The organism is Pantoea sp., assembly GCF_028283705.1.
Lineage (GTDB): Bacteria > Pseudomonadota > Gammaproteobacteria > Enterobacterales > Enterobacteriaceae > Pantoea.
Genome location: NZ_JAPWKD010000002.1, coordinates 54139 through 70484 on the forward strand (window position 1 = coordinate 54139; position 16346 = coordinate 70484).

At 54.5% G+C, this 16346-nt stretch carries 16 protein-coding genes and 1 pseudogene; 2 read left to right on the forward strand and 15 right to left on the reverse strand.

The genetic code is table 11. The features are described 5' to 3' along the window. Positions 1 to 7: 7 nt before the first annotated feature. The 14 genes and pseudogenes from PW844_RS01285 to PW844_RS01350 form a co-directional block, all read right to left on the reverse strand. On the reverse strand, positions 8 to 424 hold the full coding sequence (locus PW844_RS01285) for a thioesterase family protein (protein ID WP_299445865.1): 417 nt from the start codon (positions 422 to 424) through the stop codon (positions 8 to 10). After that, complete coding sequence (locus tag PW844_RS01290) at positions 417 to 2111, reverse strand: glycosyltransferase (RefSeq protein ID WP_299445868.1); 1695 nt, start codon at positions 2109 to 2111, stop codon at positions 417 to 419. The genes PW844_RS01285 and PW844_RS01290 overlap by 8 nt, the downstream gene beginning before the upstream one ends. Further along, positions 2105 to 2452: a hydroxymyristoyl-ACP dehydratase gene (locus PW844_RS01295; protein ID WP_299445871.1), complete on the reverse strand. Its 348-nt coding sequence runs from the start codon at positions 2450 to 2452 to the stop codon at positions 2105 to 2107. Before PW844_RS01295 ends, PW844_RS01290 begins: the two co-directional genes overlap by 7 nt. Beyond that, entirely contained in the window at positions 2439 to 3767 is a 1329-nt protein-coding gene (locus PW844_RS01300) for an AMP-binding protein (protein WP_299445874.1), read from the reverse strand. The genes PW844_RS01295 and PW844_RS01300 overlap by 14 nt, the downstream gene beginning before the upstream one ends. Then, positions 3764 to 4324 carry a hypothetical protein gene (locus PW844_RS01305; RefSeq protein WP_299445877.1) on the reverse strand — a complete coding sequence of 187 codons (561 nt, stop codon included), beginning with the start codon at positions 4322 to 4324 and terminating at the stop codon, positions 3764 to 3766. The genes PW844_RS01300 and PW844_RS01305 overlap by 4 nt, the downstream gene beginning before the upstream one ends. Positions 4325 to 4331: 7 nt before the next feature. Next, entirely contained in the window at positions 4332 to 4583 is a 252-nt protein-coding gene (locus tag PW844_RS01310; protein ID WP_299445880.1) for an acyl carrier protein, read from the reverse strand. Positions 4584 to 4594: 11 nt separating this feature from the next. Continuing rightward, the gene (locus PW844_RS01315; RefSeq protein ID WP_299445883.1) at positions 4595 to 4852 is read right to left on the reverse strand and encodes a phosphopantetheine-binding protein; all 258 of its coding nucleotides are present in this window, start codon (positions 4850 to 4852) and stop codon (positions 4595 to 4597) included. 3 nt (positions 4853 to 4855) lie between these two features. Continuing rightward, positions 4856 to 5641 carry a 1-acyl-sn-glycerol-3-phosphate acyltransferase gene (locus PW844_RS01320; protein WP_299445886.1) on the reverse strand — a complete coding sequence of 262 codons (786 nt, stop codon included), beginning with the start codon at positions 5639 to 5641 and terminating at the stop codon, positions 4856 to 4858. After that, the gene (locus PW844_RS01325; RefSeq protein WP_299445889.1) at positions 5634 to 6362 is read right to left on the reverse strand and encodes a beta-ketoacyl synthase chain length factor; all 729 of its coding nucleotides are present in this window, start codon (positions 6360 to 6362) and stop codon (positions 5634 to 5636) included. The genes PW844_RS01320 and PW844_RS01325 overlap by 8 nt, the downstream gene beginning before the upstream one ends. A gap of 164 nt (positions 6363 to 6526) precedes the next feature. Further along, entirely contained in the window at positions 6527 to 6919 is a 393-nt protein-coding gene (locus tag PW844_RS01330) for a hypothetical protein (RefSeq protein WP_299445892.1), read from the reverse strand. Positions 6920 to 7374: 455 nt separating this feature from the next. Continuing rightward, positions 7375 to 7521 (reverse strand): hypothetical protein, encoded by a 147-nt coding sequence (locus PW844_RS01335; RefSeq protein WP_299445895.1) that lies wholly within the window; start codon positions 7519 to 7521, stop codon positions 7375 to 7377. 32 nt (positions 7522 to 7553) lie between these two features. Next, positions 7554 to 8033: a hypothetical protein gene (locus PW844_RS01340; RefSeq protein ID WP_299445898.1), complete on the reverse strand. Its 480-nt coding sequence runs from the start codon at positions 8031 to 8033 to the stop codon at positions 7554 to 7556. A 546-nt stretch (positions 8034 to 8579) separates the two neighbouring features. Next, positions 8580 to 8693 (reverse strand): annotated as a pseudogene (locus tag PW844_RS01345) (hypothetical protein); the annotation flags it as partial. A 2-nt stretch (positions 8694 to 8695) separates the two neighbouring features. Next, entirely contained in the window at positions 8696 to 9127 is a 432-nt protein-coding gene (locus PW844_RS01350) for a MarR family transcriptional regulator (RefSeq protein ID WP_299445901.1), read from the reverse strand. Between the two features lie 468 nt (positions 9128 to 9595). Here PW844_RS01350 and PW844_RS01355 point away from each other — a divergent pair, with 468 nt between their 5' ends. Together PW844_RS01355 and PW844_RS01360 are read left to right on the forward strand one after the other, a co-directional pair. Further along, positions 9596 to 9856: a biofilm/acid-resistance regulator YmgB/AriR gene (locus tag PW844_RS01355; RefSeq protein ID WP_299445904.1), complete on the forward strand. Its 261-nt coding sequence runs from the start codon at positions 9596 to 9598 to the stop codon at positions 9854 to 9856. Positions 9857 to 10015: 159 nt separating this feature from the next. Next, positions 10016 to 11494, forward strand: a complete 1479-nt coding sequence (locus PW844_RS01360) for a SulP family inorganic anion transporter (protein WP_299445907.1) — start codon at positions 10016 to 10018, stop codon at positions 11492 to 11494. A gap of 69 nt (positions 11495 to 11563) precedes the next feature. Here PW844_RS01360 and PW844_RS01365 read toward each other — a convergent pair whose 3' ends face one another. Further along, the gene (locus tag PW844_RS01365; RefSeq protein WP_299445910.1) at positions 11564 to 16078 is read right to left on the reverse strand and encodes an Ig-like domain-containing protein; all 4515 of its coding nucleotides are present in this window, start codon (positions 16076 to 16078) and stop codon (positions 11564 to 11566) included. Positions 16079 to 16346: the final 268 nt, after the last annotated feature.

A 16346-nucleotide genomic window follows, 5' to 3' on the forward strand; every position in this document is an offset into this window, starting at 1 on the left:
AAACGTTTCAAGGCTGGACTCCCAGGCGTTCAAACAGAATGGCAGGCGAGACGAAACACATCTCCTGCGTGGTCTGGTCCACCGCCACTTGAATAGTGTGCGCTTTGGTGGTCACCTGTCCCACGGCGTTACGAATGATGTAATCAATACGCAGGCGGTTCTCATATTCAGTAATCGCGGCGCTGACGCGGAGAATCTCTTCACAGCGTATTGGCAGACGGTATTTCACCCGTGCATCCACCACTGGCCAGACATAGCCGCTGGCCGCCATTTCGTTGTAGCTATAATTCACGCTGCGCAGCAGTGCCTCACGTGCCGCCTCAAAAAAACGGAAATAATGGCCGTGCCATACCACGCCCATCGGGTCACAGTCATTGAATGAAACCACTATCTCCACCTCGGCGCGGTGCTCGATCTCACTCATCGCGGTTCTCCTCAGCCGGTAACGTCCAGAAATCGTAAAAATTAAACCAGTCCAGCGGGGCCAGAAACGCATAGTGCTGCAAGCGTCGGGCATAACGATCCACCGTCTGTTGCAGGGCCTGCTGGCGGGTGGCACGCGGCAGAACTAACGGGGAGGCAAAGGCCTCACAGTGCACGCGCAATCGCCCCTGTTCACGCAAGGCAAACATCAGCAGCACCGGACAACGTAACGCTGCTGCCAGTAAAAACGGCCCCTGCGGAAAGGGGGCTGGCTGGCCGAGAAAGTCGCTCCATATCACGCGTCGTTCACCGCCACGCTGGCGATGCACAGCAGTACGATCACCGACAATCGCCACCCATTCCCCTGCGTCCAGCTTCTGTTGCAGCAGAATCGCGGTGTCTGGCCCGATATCCGTCACCGGCATCAGATTGACACCGGCCTGCGGTGCAATGCTTTCCAGTACCGCTCGAAAACGCTGGGCATTGTCGGTAAACACCAGGGCATTGATCACCAGACCACTCACCTGCTTCGCCATGGCACGGCAGGCTTCGATATCACCGAGGTGTGAAGCAAGGATCAGATGGCCCTGACCTTCAGCCGCGCGGATCACCGCTTCAGCACCGGGAGCAAAATCGATATCGCGTCCCCAGCGCAGGTCACCACGCCAGCTCGCGACCTTATCCAGCATGCTATAACCAAAACGCAGGAAATGACGGTAGCTACTGAGTGGCGCGGGCAATGCCTGATTTTGCTGCTGTGCACAGTGCTGCACCCGTGCCAGCCACTGCTGCGATGCCGCGCGTGCCCGTCGCCCGCTAAACCAGTAGAGCGCCACCACCGGCCATAGCAGCAGCACAAATGGCAGCCGTCCGGCGTGGCGATAGAGCCACAACATAAAGCGCAGCCCCCATTGTCCGCGGCGTTCCGGCGTTGACGACCAGTGGCGCGCCTCACCACGCTGACGCAGCAACTGCGGGCTACGTGGCAACATGCCGAAGAACAGACGGGTGTGCATCCATGAGATGCGCAGGTTGTCGCGCAGCGCATCAAAATGCGAGACGCCGCTCGGCGGATAAGTGACGCGCGTTGTCAGGAAACGACTGGGGATACCCTGCCAGTAGAGACGCACCATGATTTCGGTATCAAAATCCATCCGCTGCCCCAGCGGCTGGCGATTGCACAGGGCCAGCGACGGCTCCAGCGGATAAACGCGGAAACCACACATGCTGTCTTTCAGCGACAGGGAAAGGGTCTCGATCCACACCCAGACATGGGTGATGTAGCGGCCATACAGGCGCGATTTGGGAATTGAGTTATCGTAAAGCGGTTGCCCGGAAATCAGGCACTGCGGATGGCGGCGCGCTTCGTCCAGCATCCGTGGCGTATCTTCTACCTGATGCTGGCCATCGGCATCCAGTTGCAGCGCATGGCTGTAACCCGCCGCTGCTGCCACGCGCATCCCGGCGATCACCGCAGCCCCCTTCCCCTGGTTCTCAGCTAAGCGGTGAATACGCAGCTGCGGGGCACTGAGTGCGTCGATTTGCTGCCGGGTCTGCGCATCGCTACCGTCATCAACAATGATGATCGGCAAATTAAACGGTGCCAGGCGTTGCAGCACCGACGCCAGCATCGCACCGTGGTTATAACAAGGGATTAGCACGCAGGGGGTAAAAGGCACATTCAGCACAGGCGGATCTTCCCACTGCTGGCTACCGGCATGGCGTCATCGGATAACAACCGATATTGAAAGCTGAGCACAGATTTCTCCGCCTGCCAGTTGATATGCAGTTCCAGCTCGGCGTCCGGCAGCACCGGTTGCTGAAATTTTATGTTCTCGATCGACGCAAACGCCTTACCCGGCACCAGGCGCGTCAGACCGTAGTACAGCACCCAATCGAGTTGCGCTACGCCAGGCAGAATCGGCAGGGAGGGAAAATGACCACGAAACCACAGCAAATCGGCAGCCACATGCAGACGCAGGGTCAGTGCAGTAGCCTGCTGTTGAGCATCAAGTTCAACCGGCAACATGAAAAAGCTCCTCAATTTGCGGCCAGGCGCGCTTGCTTTGCGCAGTAACCGGAATGGTTGTGACGACCCGCCAGTAACGCGGCATGGCTACCGACTCCAGCCAGGGGTGCAGCGCCTGTTTCCATTGTTGTTTACGTTGCGCCAGCGTGGCCGGATCAGGCAGTTGCGCTAACGCCAGCACCACGCCTATCGTCTGGCGTCCATGGCGCTGAATCACCAACGCGGCGGCATCCTCAATCTCCGGCAGAGCCAGCAAACGGCGTTCAATCTCACTAAGCGACACGCGTTTATCTTCAATCTTCACCACACGATCCTGACGCCCCGCCAGCTGAAAATGGCCGGATTCAAGTTGTATCAGGTGATCGTCCAGCAACCAGCCATCCGCAAGCTCCAGCAATGGCGAAAAGACACGCCAGCGCACGTCATCCTGCGGCTGCAAGCGCACCTGCGGAAAACATTGCCAGGCCACCTGTTCCGCATCCAGCTGACGCCAGGCAATGACGCCGGTTTCCGTGCTGCCATAAATTTCATCCACCGGGCAACCCAAACGCTGTTGCGTATGACGGGCATCAGCCCAGGCTAATGCGCCGCCCGCAGAGATAATCAGCGCACAGCGCGGCAAATTGAGTGACGGGTCCAGCCGACGTAAAAAGGCCGGGCTGCTGATAAAGGTATAGCGGTGCGCCGGGGCAAGGTCCGCCAGCTGTTCACTGTACAAAAGTTGCTGCGCGGCAAAAGGTAAACCGAGCGCCATCGGCAGCACCACGCGAAACGTCAGGCCATACAGATGCTGGTGACTGACGGAGGCAACCACATGGCACAACCGCAGACGTTCTCCCCAGAGCGCCGCCAGCCACTGTGCTTCGGTGTCCAGAGCCCGGATTGATTTCACCACGCGACGCGGGGTGCCGGTCGATCCGGAGGTAAACAGCACCAGCGCGGCATCCGGGGCGATGTCTGCCAGTTCAGCTTCAGCCTCTGCACCATCCCAAAGCAGATGCGGCAGCGTCAGGGCCAAGGGCATATCGCTGATTACCCCGTCGAAACAGCCCGTCATCTCCTCCAGTTGCGCCGCGCGACAATGGCCAGGAATGACCGGGGTTTTCCCGGCATGCCACACCGCCAGCAGCGCCACAGTGAAGTGGTAACTGTTGTCAAAGCACAGCGCCCACTGCAGCCCCGGCAGCGCCCGCAGCCGTGTACACAACGCCATCACCTGCCGCCGCATGCTGGCTAACCGATGTTGCTGCGCGCCTTGCCAGGCAACGACGCGATCTTCCGCGTGCAGCCAATGCGCGATGGCCTGAGCTTTCATGCCTGTTTCCTCATCCGCTGACGCAGCAACCATTCGCTCCCCATCAACGCCCCCATCAGCAGATAGCTGATGCAACCATTCCATAACGTCCAGAGCCGGAGATCCGCCAGCAGGCAGGTCATCAGCGCCACGCCGCCATTGAAAATAAAAAAGCCGCACCACACCTGGGTCACCCGTCGGGTATAGTGCACCGCGCGCGCCGGGAGCTGCGGTTCATGCAGGCGCGCAATGCGTTCCACCAGCGGCATCCCCCGCCACAACGATGACGCAAACAGCAGCAACAGCAGCACGTTAACCACCACCGGATACCACAGCAGCAGATGCTGCCCACGTAACAACAGGCTGGCGAGGCATAACACGCTGCCGATCAGCGCCATCCATAACCCGATACGTGCCATCGCACCGCGCGAATGACGCAGACTCCAGCCACGCAGCACAAACAGCAAGGCCAGTAGCAGCAACAGCAGACGCCATTGCGGCCAGGTCAGCGCCAGCCACACCAGCAACGGCCAGGCGAGCAACGTAATACCGTTTAGCAGACGCAGCACCGCGTGCATTGCGTCCTCAGTCTTCGCGCGTCAGTTGTGCCACCGCATCCACTACATCCTGCACGGTACGCACCGAGCGGAACATTTCCGGGCTGAATTTGTGGCCGCTGCGCTTTTGCAGATGCACCACCATATCGACGGCATCTATGCTGTCGAGTTCGAGATCTTCATACAGACGCGCATCCGGGCGGATGTCGTCAGGTTCAATTTCAAACAACGAGGTCAGCAGCGCTGCAACTTCCTGGTAAATCTCATCTTTATTCATCATGCTTACCGCTCTCAGGCTTGCTGTTGTTCAATAAACGCGGCCAGCGTGGCCACGGAAAAGAAATGCGCGCGCAGTCGTTCGCTTTCTGCGGATAACTGCACGCCAAAGCGATTTTTCACCGCCAGGCCGAGTTCCAGCGCGTCGATGGAGTCGAGTCCCAGACCCTCACCAAACAGCGGTGCATCGGTATCGATATCGTCCACACTGATATCTTCCAGATTTAGCGTGTCGATAATCATGTGTTTAATTTCGTTGATCGTGGCTTGCATAGCTTAGTTGGTCTCTTCAGGGGTCAGAGCCTGTTGCAGGTGACGCGTCAGGTGACGTGCCGCCAGTGGCTGCGCATCTTCATGCGCTTCATAAAAGCGCTGGCTGGCAATGCGTGATTGTACGCGTACAGTAAATCGCGGTTTAACCGGTGGAATCTGATACCAGCGGCTCTGCTTATCCAGCATACGTTGGGTGCAGCTGATATGAACCACGCGCAGATCGCATCCGGCACGCACGGCGATATTGGCCGCGCCCCGTTGTAATTTTAGTGGCTCGCCGTAACGAGTACGGGTGCCTTCGGGAAAAATCAGAATGGTATCGCCACGTGCCAGACGCTGCTGGCTCTCGGGCAGCAGCGTGGCGGCCTCGCTGTTGATCAGATAATCCGCAGCACGAATCACGCCACGCAAAAAGAAGTTATGTTGCAGCTCGGCTTTCACCAGGCAATCCATCTCGGGTAACACCGAGGCAATCATCACGTAATCGATAAGCGAAGGATGGTTGGCAACAATCAGGCAGCCTCGATCCTGTTGCAGCAGCTCAGCCCCGTCGATGTGATAGTCATAGACGCCAACCCAGCGGCAAAAGCGCAAAAAACAACGGAAACTGCAGGCGATGCTGCGCCGGGCGATCTGACGGCGACGTGCTGCATCACGCTGCACCAGCAGCAACAGGTTGAACCAGACCAGCGACAGCAACAGCCCGCCCACGCTGAACAAAGTAAAGCTGACGGCCGTCATCAGCAGCCGCCAGTAATAATTCCAGCCGCCGCCACTGCGCTTAATCATGCGCACGCTCCCACAACCATTCATGCCGTTCTCCTGGAACATAAAAGGCGTACTGCTGTCCGAGCAGGCCATGCAGAAACAGTAAACTTTGCGGCAATGATGCAGGATGGCTTGGTCGTTGTGGCCGTGCCCGACAACGCCAGTCGTCACCACGACGCAATAACAGCGCCACCGCATAAGGGGCATTGAACGGCATCTCTGCCAGCCAGGGGCGATAATATTCCGGTACGAGGCCGTCGAAATCCACCAGCATCACCTGCTGATAACCGGCCTGATGCAGTGCCGCCACTTCCAGCAACCCCTGCTGGAAACTATCCATCCCCGCCGCCAGCGAGGTGGATACCAGAGGCTGACGTGCTGCAATGGTCAGGCTACCGACGGCAGAGTTATGGACAGACATGGCGAAATCGGTGGGGGAAAGCGCCTGCTGCTGTGCCAGGGCTTCAAGTATGCGCAGGTTGCGTTCCAGTTCACCGTGACGGCTGGTAAACACCACCGCATCCACCTGCTGACGCGCCAGCAATGCCAGGCCGCACTCCACCGCTGCACGGCTGCCGCTGCTCAGACGGCGCGCTGTCATCATCGGCAAAAATTGGGGTTTCGCCATCGGTAGGGTGGCATCAATGTGCGGAGCCTGGCCAGCCCAATGCTGCCAGGCGCTGAGGGTATCAAGGCCAGGTGCCAAAGCGTGCCAGTCGATGAGTGTGTAAGCGAGTTTCATACCTGCATTCTTTTTATAAGCCAGAGGGAAGGTCAGATTTTGCTGGTGCGGCATCCCTTCCCTGCCTGATTCCGGTCATCCGCGGTGACGGATGTCTGCCGATTAAAGAAGGCGGGCAACTGACTAATTCTATAACCTGGTGGCAGACCTGCACACAGACGCGCTTATCGCGTCGCCAGTGCCGCCAGACGCAGCTGGATGTCCTGATCAAGGTTATGTACCCAGCGATTGTAATTACGATGGATCTGACCCTTAGCCGCTAACAGGTTCTGGCTGCCAACGTATTGAATACTGTAGGTTTGCGCGCTGTAGGTCACCCGGATTTCTGCGGTGTGGCCACGTTGTGTCAGGCGGCCATTGATCACCCCCGGCCCTGCCGACGTCATCACCCACTGACGGCTGAGACCCGCTTCAATAATGGTGTTTTTCATCTGGTTGTCGCTGTAGCGCTGGCTCAGCGTTTGATTGATCGCCGCGATCGGCGCGGTACGAGAGACACAACCGGTTAACAACGTCGCCGTGACCACCAAAGCCACGCCCCATGTTTTTATCATCATTTCCCTTTTTTCCCCTGTTATGAGCAAACCCTTCGCCCTCTGGCGCGCTGAGAGTAATGCCGCATGGTGCAAAAACAAGAGAAAAAAGCATAAATCACTTTATTATCAGAATGTACTCACGGAATATCAGATAAGTCTGTGATTAAACCGGGATATCCACCACAAAATAGCGTGGATACATGATGATCAACCTTTCCAGCCACCGCCAAATGCGTCACGATGATCGCTGAGCTTAAATCGTTGGCCAGCTGATGAAAAAACGCTACCAGCACAGTGACATTACACCATGACCCAGGCCTGGAAAAATACGTCGCAGTGCTGGTGGAGGGCATACCACTGAAGGGTTTCCCTGAAGAGTACGCAGCCACCCGTTACCCATTCAACTATGATGGCGACGCCGTATATGTGACTAAGAAATAGGGAGCAACTATCGAGACGGTTAAGCGCCGCGACGATTAGACAAGCCAGAACGTGATGGCGATGACGATAACCGCGAAAGTCGCCGTCGAACCCCAGGCAATTGACGGCCAGAACGTCACTGCCAGCATCCCAAACCCAATAATCAATACAACAGGAATCAGGGTGCTGGCAAAGTATCTCACTTGGCTCCGCAGCCATCTCTTAAAGAAATTACTCATCTGATTATCCGCATAATGGCGTCAGCAATGTCATCATCTGACGAGGGAGAGGAAAGAAGGTGGGCATTTTTGATGATAATCGGCTCAACTATAAAATAGAGCATCTCCAGCTTTTCAGAATACAACGCGTAATAATAGGTAGAATTGCGTTGTTTTAGCCGGTTGGCTGCATCAGCAGCTTCCTGGACGTACCCGTAGTAGTTCACAATGGTCACAGCGGCGGCACTTAATTTTGCCAGTTTTGAATTCAACTCAACCCTGGCCCCAAAGCTGCCACTGACAGCCCGCACAACAGCATACGACAGCGCCTGGCTAGTCAACGTACCGGTTGCGATATTGGCCCCTCTGCGCATCAGTAGCGCCTGAATGCGTCTTATATCGTCAGCCATCATTCCATGCAACAACTGATTCACGTATATCTCAAGCATTCTGGAGAGGACATCATGCTGTTTCACCAGCTTTACTAACGCCTCCATAAAGCGCACATCTTCGTTTTTCTGACCAGTGCACACGTCCTAGTAATTGTCCGTAAAGCATGAGGCATAATACACAAGGCGAGTGGCTCCGAGCTGCATTCGGCTAGCTTGTTCCAGCATAGTGTCTTTCACACCCACCAGAGCCTTCTCAAGACGCACTGCAAGCAGGCTATCGGCCTGCATTTTGGTGATAAGAATTGAATTGCCCATCATTTTTTCTGACTTCCTTTTCCTGAAATTCCATTTTTCAAGCCCGGCTCAAGTCTAATCGATATTCCTGATACATAAAACCTGAAGTCAGGCCGCAACAATCCATGCTGGTCATATGCCAAACCTCGCAACCTCCAGCATAAAGATATTTCATACCGTTATCACTTTACGATATCCGATCATCACCTATTCAGCAGTCATATCAATACGGGAATGATGCAAAAAAATAAAAAAAATCTTACGCTAACAGAAGACAATATACCTTTTCTAATATCGCTCCGTCTTTCGGCATTAATGGGCTCATCTCACTTCCAGAAACCACGGCTCAGGCAGCGTGATGCCGAAGATACGTTTGGCTGGCGAATGCAGTGGCGTGGAAGGCGACCCCGGCAGCATCGGTTTCTCATGTGGCAACCATTCACGCTGGGCATAGGGATTGCGCGTCGCCACCGTTATAACGTCCCCAGCCGCGTCAGCAATTGCTGCAACACGTGCTCAGTGACCGCCAGCGCCTGCGGGTCGATATCCGCCAGCAACTGGGCGCGTAGCGTATCGGCCTGAGTTTTGACCTCGGCGAAAGCAACGTTACCCTGCTCAGTCAGCATCAGCAGGCGCTTGCGACGATCCTCCTGGGGCTGGACGCGCGCCAGGAGTTGCTGTTTCACCAACCGATCCACCAGTGGCACCACACTGGCTTCTTCCAGGCCCAGTAGTTGCGCCAGCGCTTTTTGCGTCGGTGGTTCATTGGCCGTTGCCACCGTGGCGATGGCCATCCAGCTACTCATACTCAGCCCGCTTTCTTTCAGACGACGGTCAACCGCCAGCCGCCATGCATGCGCGGTGAGATGTAATAAACGGGAGAAAGGTTGTGGATAGTCAGTCAAAAGATAGTTACCTAATGGTTAGGTGCCTAACTAAAAAGTAGCGTTATTATACGCAGACCCGGTTGCGAATGAAAAGTACCGACTTACACGCCAGAAACCCTCATCAATTCATGCCAACCATTGTTGTGCGAAATCTGGCATATCCAGTGAAGCTGTACAGCCTTGCTGTATAGGTTTTGCGAGGTAACTATCTATTTATCTGGCGGAAAGTCAGAGAATAGCACAAAATGTTCACAATTACCTTGTACAGATTGATAGTCATTGTATAAGTTTATTCCCCAGGGACTGGTTAACAGTCCTGTAACGAATAATGCACGTTGTGCCGCCTCTGAAGGTGTTGTGGATTTCCACCTCCAGAGGTGTCTTTTTTTGAGTGAGATGACATTGGGTCTTTCACGCCTGTCCGCGTGAGAGTTTTATCATCGCCGGTCTGATACCCCTTATCAGACTGAATTCAGGACTTTACACATGCAAAACGCCGTAATAAGCCGCGATCAGGCCATCGCGCACTATTTCAATCTGGCGAGTGAAAGTGCAGATAAGCAAATGGCCGTGTTTGGTCAAATCGTTGCTGAAATTCTGCAAACCGGAATGCCGGTCACCAATAAGGCGATCATTTATGCCCTGATTGCCCGGCTTGAGCAGGAAAATGATGTGGCCCAACTGGATATTTATCGCCAGTTGCTGGAGATCGTCGTGCATAAAACACCGGATGATGTCTCGGTCTGAATTACGATTCCATGGATGGAATCCCCCCGCCTGACGACAGATTTAGTCTGGCATCCTACTGCATTGACCGGTAACATCCTTTTCCCTGTCTGTTTCTCATCTGGTCACTGCCTTACCGCGTTCGGTAAGCGCAACATAATAAAAGAGCCTGCACAATTTATGAGCCATCTAACCGAAGATCTCACGGTAAGCCGCGTATTGCGCTCGCCTGCTCTTCTCACTCGCGAATGCCTGGCCGGGATCATTACGGCACTGGCCCTGATTCCTGAAGTCATCTCTTTTTCCGTGATTGCGGGTGTCGATCCTAAAGTCAGCCTTGTGGCGTCAGTGGTGCTGTGTCTGACATTATCCCTGCTGGGTGGCCGCCCGGCGATGGTCACCGCTGCCGCGGGATCGGTGGCGCTGGTGATAGGCCCAATGGTCCACGCGCACGGCGTAGAATATATCCTGCCAGCCGTGGTGATGGGTGGCGTGATTCAGATTCTGTTTGGCTTCGCGGGCATGGCGCGCATGATGCGCTATATCCCGCGCTCAGTGATGATTGGCTTCGTCAACGCGCTCGGGATTCTGATTTTCTTTGCGCAGGTACCCCATGTCTGGGGCCAGTCCGGCCTGGTATGGGGGCTGTTTGCCGTTACGCTGGCGATTGTGTTGTTGCTGCCGAAAGTGCTGAAAAGCGTTCCCTCCCCGTTGGTGGCGATTGTGGTAGTGACCGCTGCTGCGCTGCTGCTGGGTTATCGCGTACCTGATGTGGGTGATGAAGGCCCGATGACGGCCGGATTACCGGGGTTCACCACGCTGCTGGTGCCGCTTAACCTGCAAACGCTGCAAATCATCTGGCCGACAGCGCTCAGCATTGCCTTTGTTGGCCTGATGGAATCACTGCTGACAGCGAAACTGGTGGATGATATTACCGATACCCCATCCAGCAAACGTCGCGAGTCCTGGGGGCTGGGTATCGCCAATATCCTGGCCGGTTTTTATGGTGGGATTGCCGGTTGTGCCATGATCGGCCAGACCATTGTGAACGTGGAGCTGGGTAAAGCCCGTACCCGCGTCTCCACCGTGGCCGCCGGTCTGGTTCTGCTGCTGCTGGTGACCGGCCTGAGTCGTATCATGGCGCAAATCCCGATGGTGGTGCTGGCGGGGATTATGATGGTGGTGGCGGTGAAAACCGTGAACTGGCATAGCCTGCAACCTACGACACTCAAACGCATGCCGTGGTCAGAAACGCTGGTCATGGCGCTGACCGTCGCCGTGACGGTATCGACCGGTAACCTGGCGCTGGGCGTGTTAGTTGGGGTGATCCTTGCCATGATGCTGTTCGCACGCCGCATTGCACATGTGATTCACGCCGAACGTCAGCTGAGTGAAGAAGGTGACCAGGTACATTACACCGTGCGTGGCCCGCTGTTTTTTGCCAGCAGCAACGACCTGTTTGAGCATTTTGACTACGCGCACGATCCAAAATCAGTGACGATTGATTTGACCCATGCGCAGGTGTGGGATGCTTCCAGCGTCGCAGCACTGGACGCCATTGAATATCGCTATCAGCGTCATGGTGCTACTGTGACCTTTGTCGGACTGGATAACCGTAGCAGTGATTTTCATCGTCGCTTGACGGGAACGCTGGGCTAAATTTTCTGCCCCATAAATAACCGGGGTCAGACGTGTTACCACACTGGCCCCGGGCGTTTTAGGCTGCGATTACAGGATGGTGACGTGGATCCTGTCTTCAATCAGCACTTCAGATTGACCGCTGCTGTGGTAATCATGATAAACCTTGCCATCAATGGTGACGGTGCCGTTATCCTGCCAGTGATCCGCCCCACCACTTAGCTCAACGTTGCCATTTTCGCCAGTGACGAACAGGGCATCATGGTTTTCGCCCTCCACTTTATCCAGCGTCTGGTTATCCACTTGCAACGTGTTATTGCCGTTGGACATATCAATGTGATGCATATCCTTCAGCGCATCCACCAGGTTTGCCAGATCGACGTTCTGATGATCGCCATCCAACAGCAACGCAATACCGTTGTCATCGCGATGAGAGGAATCGTCAACACTGAACGCGCGGGCAGCTGGCGTCGAATCGTCCGCCACCGGTGCATCATGGCTGTTATAAATCACATACACCTGACCATTCCATTGATCATTGTGGACTTCAGGATTTTTATTGGTGAGCGACACACCCAGCTGCGAGGGTGCTCCCACAATCAAATCCGGCTGTCCATCCCTGTTCATATCGACGACATCCACCGACCAGCCAAAGTACTGATTTTCAACGCTGCCGTAATGCACTTCTCCCCAGCCTTTATCGAGTATGGTCTGAATATCGATCTGCCCATGGTTGGCTTTCAGCGCCTCCTGATAGTCCGCCTCATGGCCGCCGTAGACGATATAAACCGCACCGACAACTTTGTTGTTATTGACGGCCAGCGGGTCGCTGATCACCAGATCGTTGACACCATCACCATTGAAGTCATAACCGCCTATCACGTTGAGACCAAAACCCTGCTGGCTGCCGGGATGATTGGTACTGATGATGCCGTAACCATATTGGGTATCGAAATCCTGGACAATCCCGTTGACCCCAATATTGATATCGCCATGGATCTTGTTGGTGTGCAATACCCATACCTTGCCATTGGTTTGACCAAAATTATCGGTACTGGAACCAATCGCCATGTCCGTATCGGTGCCATTGCTGAAGCTGCCAAGATTGGCAATATTATGGTTGTGCGGTATTTGTTCAGCCCCACCGCCATCGGCAATCGGGTGTGCGTTGATTTCATTTAACTTACCCGCACCGATGTTATGGATGCGGATCAACTGACTCGGATCCACATCAGAGATTTTGAAGCTTGCAGGTAACCCCCCTTCTGGGATTTGGTACAGATACCAGGTGCCTTGCCCGGTACCAGCCTTCACCATGGCCTCCGCATCCTGAATGGCAAGGTACTGATGATGATCACCCAAAATATCCCCCAGCATCTGAATATCGGAGCCGAAGTTATAATTCTGAGTCGAACCTGCTGCGTTGGTGTAATCTTCATAATCGATATTACCCACCACCATGCCATCCGGTGTGGTAATCGGCACCCACGAGGCATGTGCGGTTGCATTTTTCGGGTCGGGTTGCAGCGTGATATTGCCCCATTTACTGTGTTCAGGATCGAAGGTGACGGTGGTAATCACCCCCTGCTCGGTCCGCGGACCGGCGATATCACCGATCATAAACGTCAGCGTACCATTCGTGTTGGCGACAGATCCCACGTTGAAGCCAAAATATCTCCCCCAGTTATTATCGGTCATCATAAAACCATAAGCGCTATGACCACCTTCAGCACTTGAGATATCGTTGAGATCGAAATTATTCGGCAGCGGTTCTTTTACGAAGAACACTTTGTCATTCCAGTGGCCATAAATCGCCACCCAGCCACCATCCAGTGCCTTGATGCCATAGCCCATAAGGTCACCGGCATCTCCGCTGGGTGTATGAACGGCACTGTGGTTGGTAATAATGGTGCCAATTTCTTGATGGTCTTTAAACAGCGCTTCCATGCTGGTACTTTCGGTAATCATCCAGGCATACTGTTTTGCGACGGCGTAAATTATCCCTTGATTATTTGCGGCGTTAGCTGAGGTCAGCCCGCCTCTCGGTGCAGTGATATAAAGGAAATCTTCGCTAGTGGTAATCGCATAGCCAAAGTTGTCCCCGCTTCCCTCTCTCTCCTCAGTAAACAGAACCACCGGCTCCGATGGCAATACTGTCCAGCTGCCGTCCGAGCTGCCATTGAGATAACCCGCTTCCGATTCGTTAGTTGCCTGATCCACCACCACCGCGCTGATATGATGCGGCCCAGTATCGAGCGGATGATCCTTATCAGGTGTATAGTTCCAGCTCCCATCAGGATTCACTTTAACGTCACTGGCAATAATCTGGCCCTTATCATCCTTAATGGTGACCGTCACTGTATCGTACGTGTCATCATCCTTGAGGGTGACCTGCCCGCTGAACGTTGGCGTTGCATCGGTTTTCTCTGAATCAGTGACGATGGTGGTGCTGCTGTTGTTGATGGTGTCCACAACGAACACCGGGACAGCTGTTTCGCTATGATTGCCTGCCGCATCCACCACATGAACCTGCATGTGATCATAGCGGCCATCAGCCAGATCAGGCACCTCGGTGCGCCATGCCCCCTGATCATCTGCTTTCACAGATATCAACACCTTGCCATCCTTATCGAGGATGTTTACCGTGCAATTGGCTTCCGCATTGCCGCTGAGCGTCGGTGATTTATCGTTGGTCACCCCATTAGCAAGAATGACCTCGTGAGTCTGGTCATTGGTAACCACGATATCGGTCGCTGGCGCTGGCGGAATGGTGTCCTGGGTGTATTCCACCGGGCCGGTAGTTGAGCCTAAGTTCCCCGCGGAGTCGGCGACAGTGGCGGTGATTTTGTGGCCACCATCGCCCAACGCAGGCTGCGGGGTAAACTGCCAGTCGCCGTTTTCGTCTATTGCAACTTCACCCAGAATCTTACCGTCGTCCCGGATGATCACTTTATCCCCCGCCTGCGCACCGTCTACGTGGCCGCTGATATGCGGAGTGCTGTCGTTAGTCGGCTTTGAGCCATCAATCGTCTCATTGGCATCATTGGTGATGTGGATGGTGCTGACGCTGTCCGGGGGCGTGGTATCGACAGTGATGGTCAGACTGGAATCCGTGCTGTTACCAGCAGGGTCTGTTACCTCCACCACCAACTCATTTCCGCCCTCGCCCAGCGGCGCATCCGGGGTGATCTGCCAGTCGCCGTTGCCATCCACCACCGCAGAGCCAATCACCGTATCGCCATCTTTGATGGTCACGGTGCTACCCGGTTCAGCCTGACCGTGAACCGCTGGGGTGCTGTCATTGGTATCCGTGCCGCTATTGGCGTTGCCGTCCCTGTCGTCCACCGTGATATTGTGCGCCGCGTCCGGGGGAGTGGTATCAACCTGCAGATCAACTTGTTGTGATGCGCCACTGTTACCCACTGCATCCTGCAATTCAGCAGAAAGTTGATGCTGGCCCTCACCCAGGTCATGATCTGGCGTATAGGTCCAGTAACCATTGGCATCAATGTCCGCATAGCCCAGTACCGTACCGCCATCCTTAATGACCACACGATCACCCGCCTCTGCACCCGCGACAGTACCGGTAATCGTCGGCGTGGCGTCGTTAGTGATGCCATTAGTAATCACTGATGGATTTCCCGGATCATTGTCATTGATCAACTGCAGATCAGACAGCGTGCCTGGTGGTGGCGTGGTATCCACGTTGACCACCATATCCGATGTGGTGCTGTTCCCCTCGGGATTGGTGACATCCACCTGCAAATTGCTGCCGCCTTCTGCCAGCGGGACATCCGGGGTGATTTGCCAGTCACCATTCTCATCCACTACGGCAGAACCAATAACATTGTCACCGTCTTTAATGGTGACGGTCATGCCGGGTTCCGCTTTACCCTGAATGGCCGGGGTCGCGATGTTAGTGGTATTTCCGGCAATGCGATTTCCGTCTTTATCGCAGATTGCAATGTCATAGGCAGGATTTGGCTGGTGAGCGCTGCTGTCGTTGCCTGAAGGATTGCCCGATCCGCCACCATGATGCGCAGCTGCCATCACCCCTCCAGCAATCGCTGCAGTAGCGAGACCGGCCGCCACCGCCGCCCAGCCGCCGGACATGCCGAATAAACCCGCGGCGCCTTTATCGTCGTTATCATCCTGCTGATCGGCCGCTGCTTCACCCTCTGCTGTCTGGGCTGAAAGGCTGCTATCACCTTCCTGTGCTGGCATCGCTTGCCGGGTACTGCTTTCGCCCTCTGTCAGCGCGCTGACCAGCGAAGCATCACCGTTTGATAACCAGCTATAGCGATGCCCCTGATCGTCAATACCGTAGATTTCCGGCGGTGTCTCCTGCGCATAGTAACCTTCAATCAACACCACGGGATGCTCACCGTGATCGGTAAAAATTTCCAGATCATTACCATGACGAATAAACTTCAGGCTTTTGATAGAAGCGATGTCTGCGCCTGCTTTTATCCCAATCTGACCATGCGGTGGCGACTGGATAGTTAATTGCGTTAACGGCTCAACTTTGATGATAACGTTATTTTCGCTGGCGTTAATATTCGCTGCACGATTCAGTAAGTCGTCCGTTGACGATGAATATGTCATATTAATTTCCCGGTATTGTATTTCAGCATAATTTCTGTGCTAAAGCACAGGATTAAGTTCTGTCTGAGATGTCGCTTTATTAAAGGCAGGCAACTCGGAGGATGATAGATGTTGAATTAACACAAATATATATCCCGGGGCAGCTATATATATGAAACAATCATGATAAAACCCTGTCACCTAACTTAACGAAAAATCGCACAAAAAAATCAAACAATTGAAATAAAACAATATTTCACAAAAAGTCAGACTTGAAATCAGATATCAC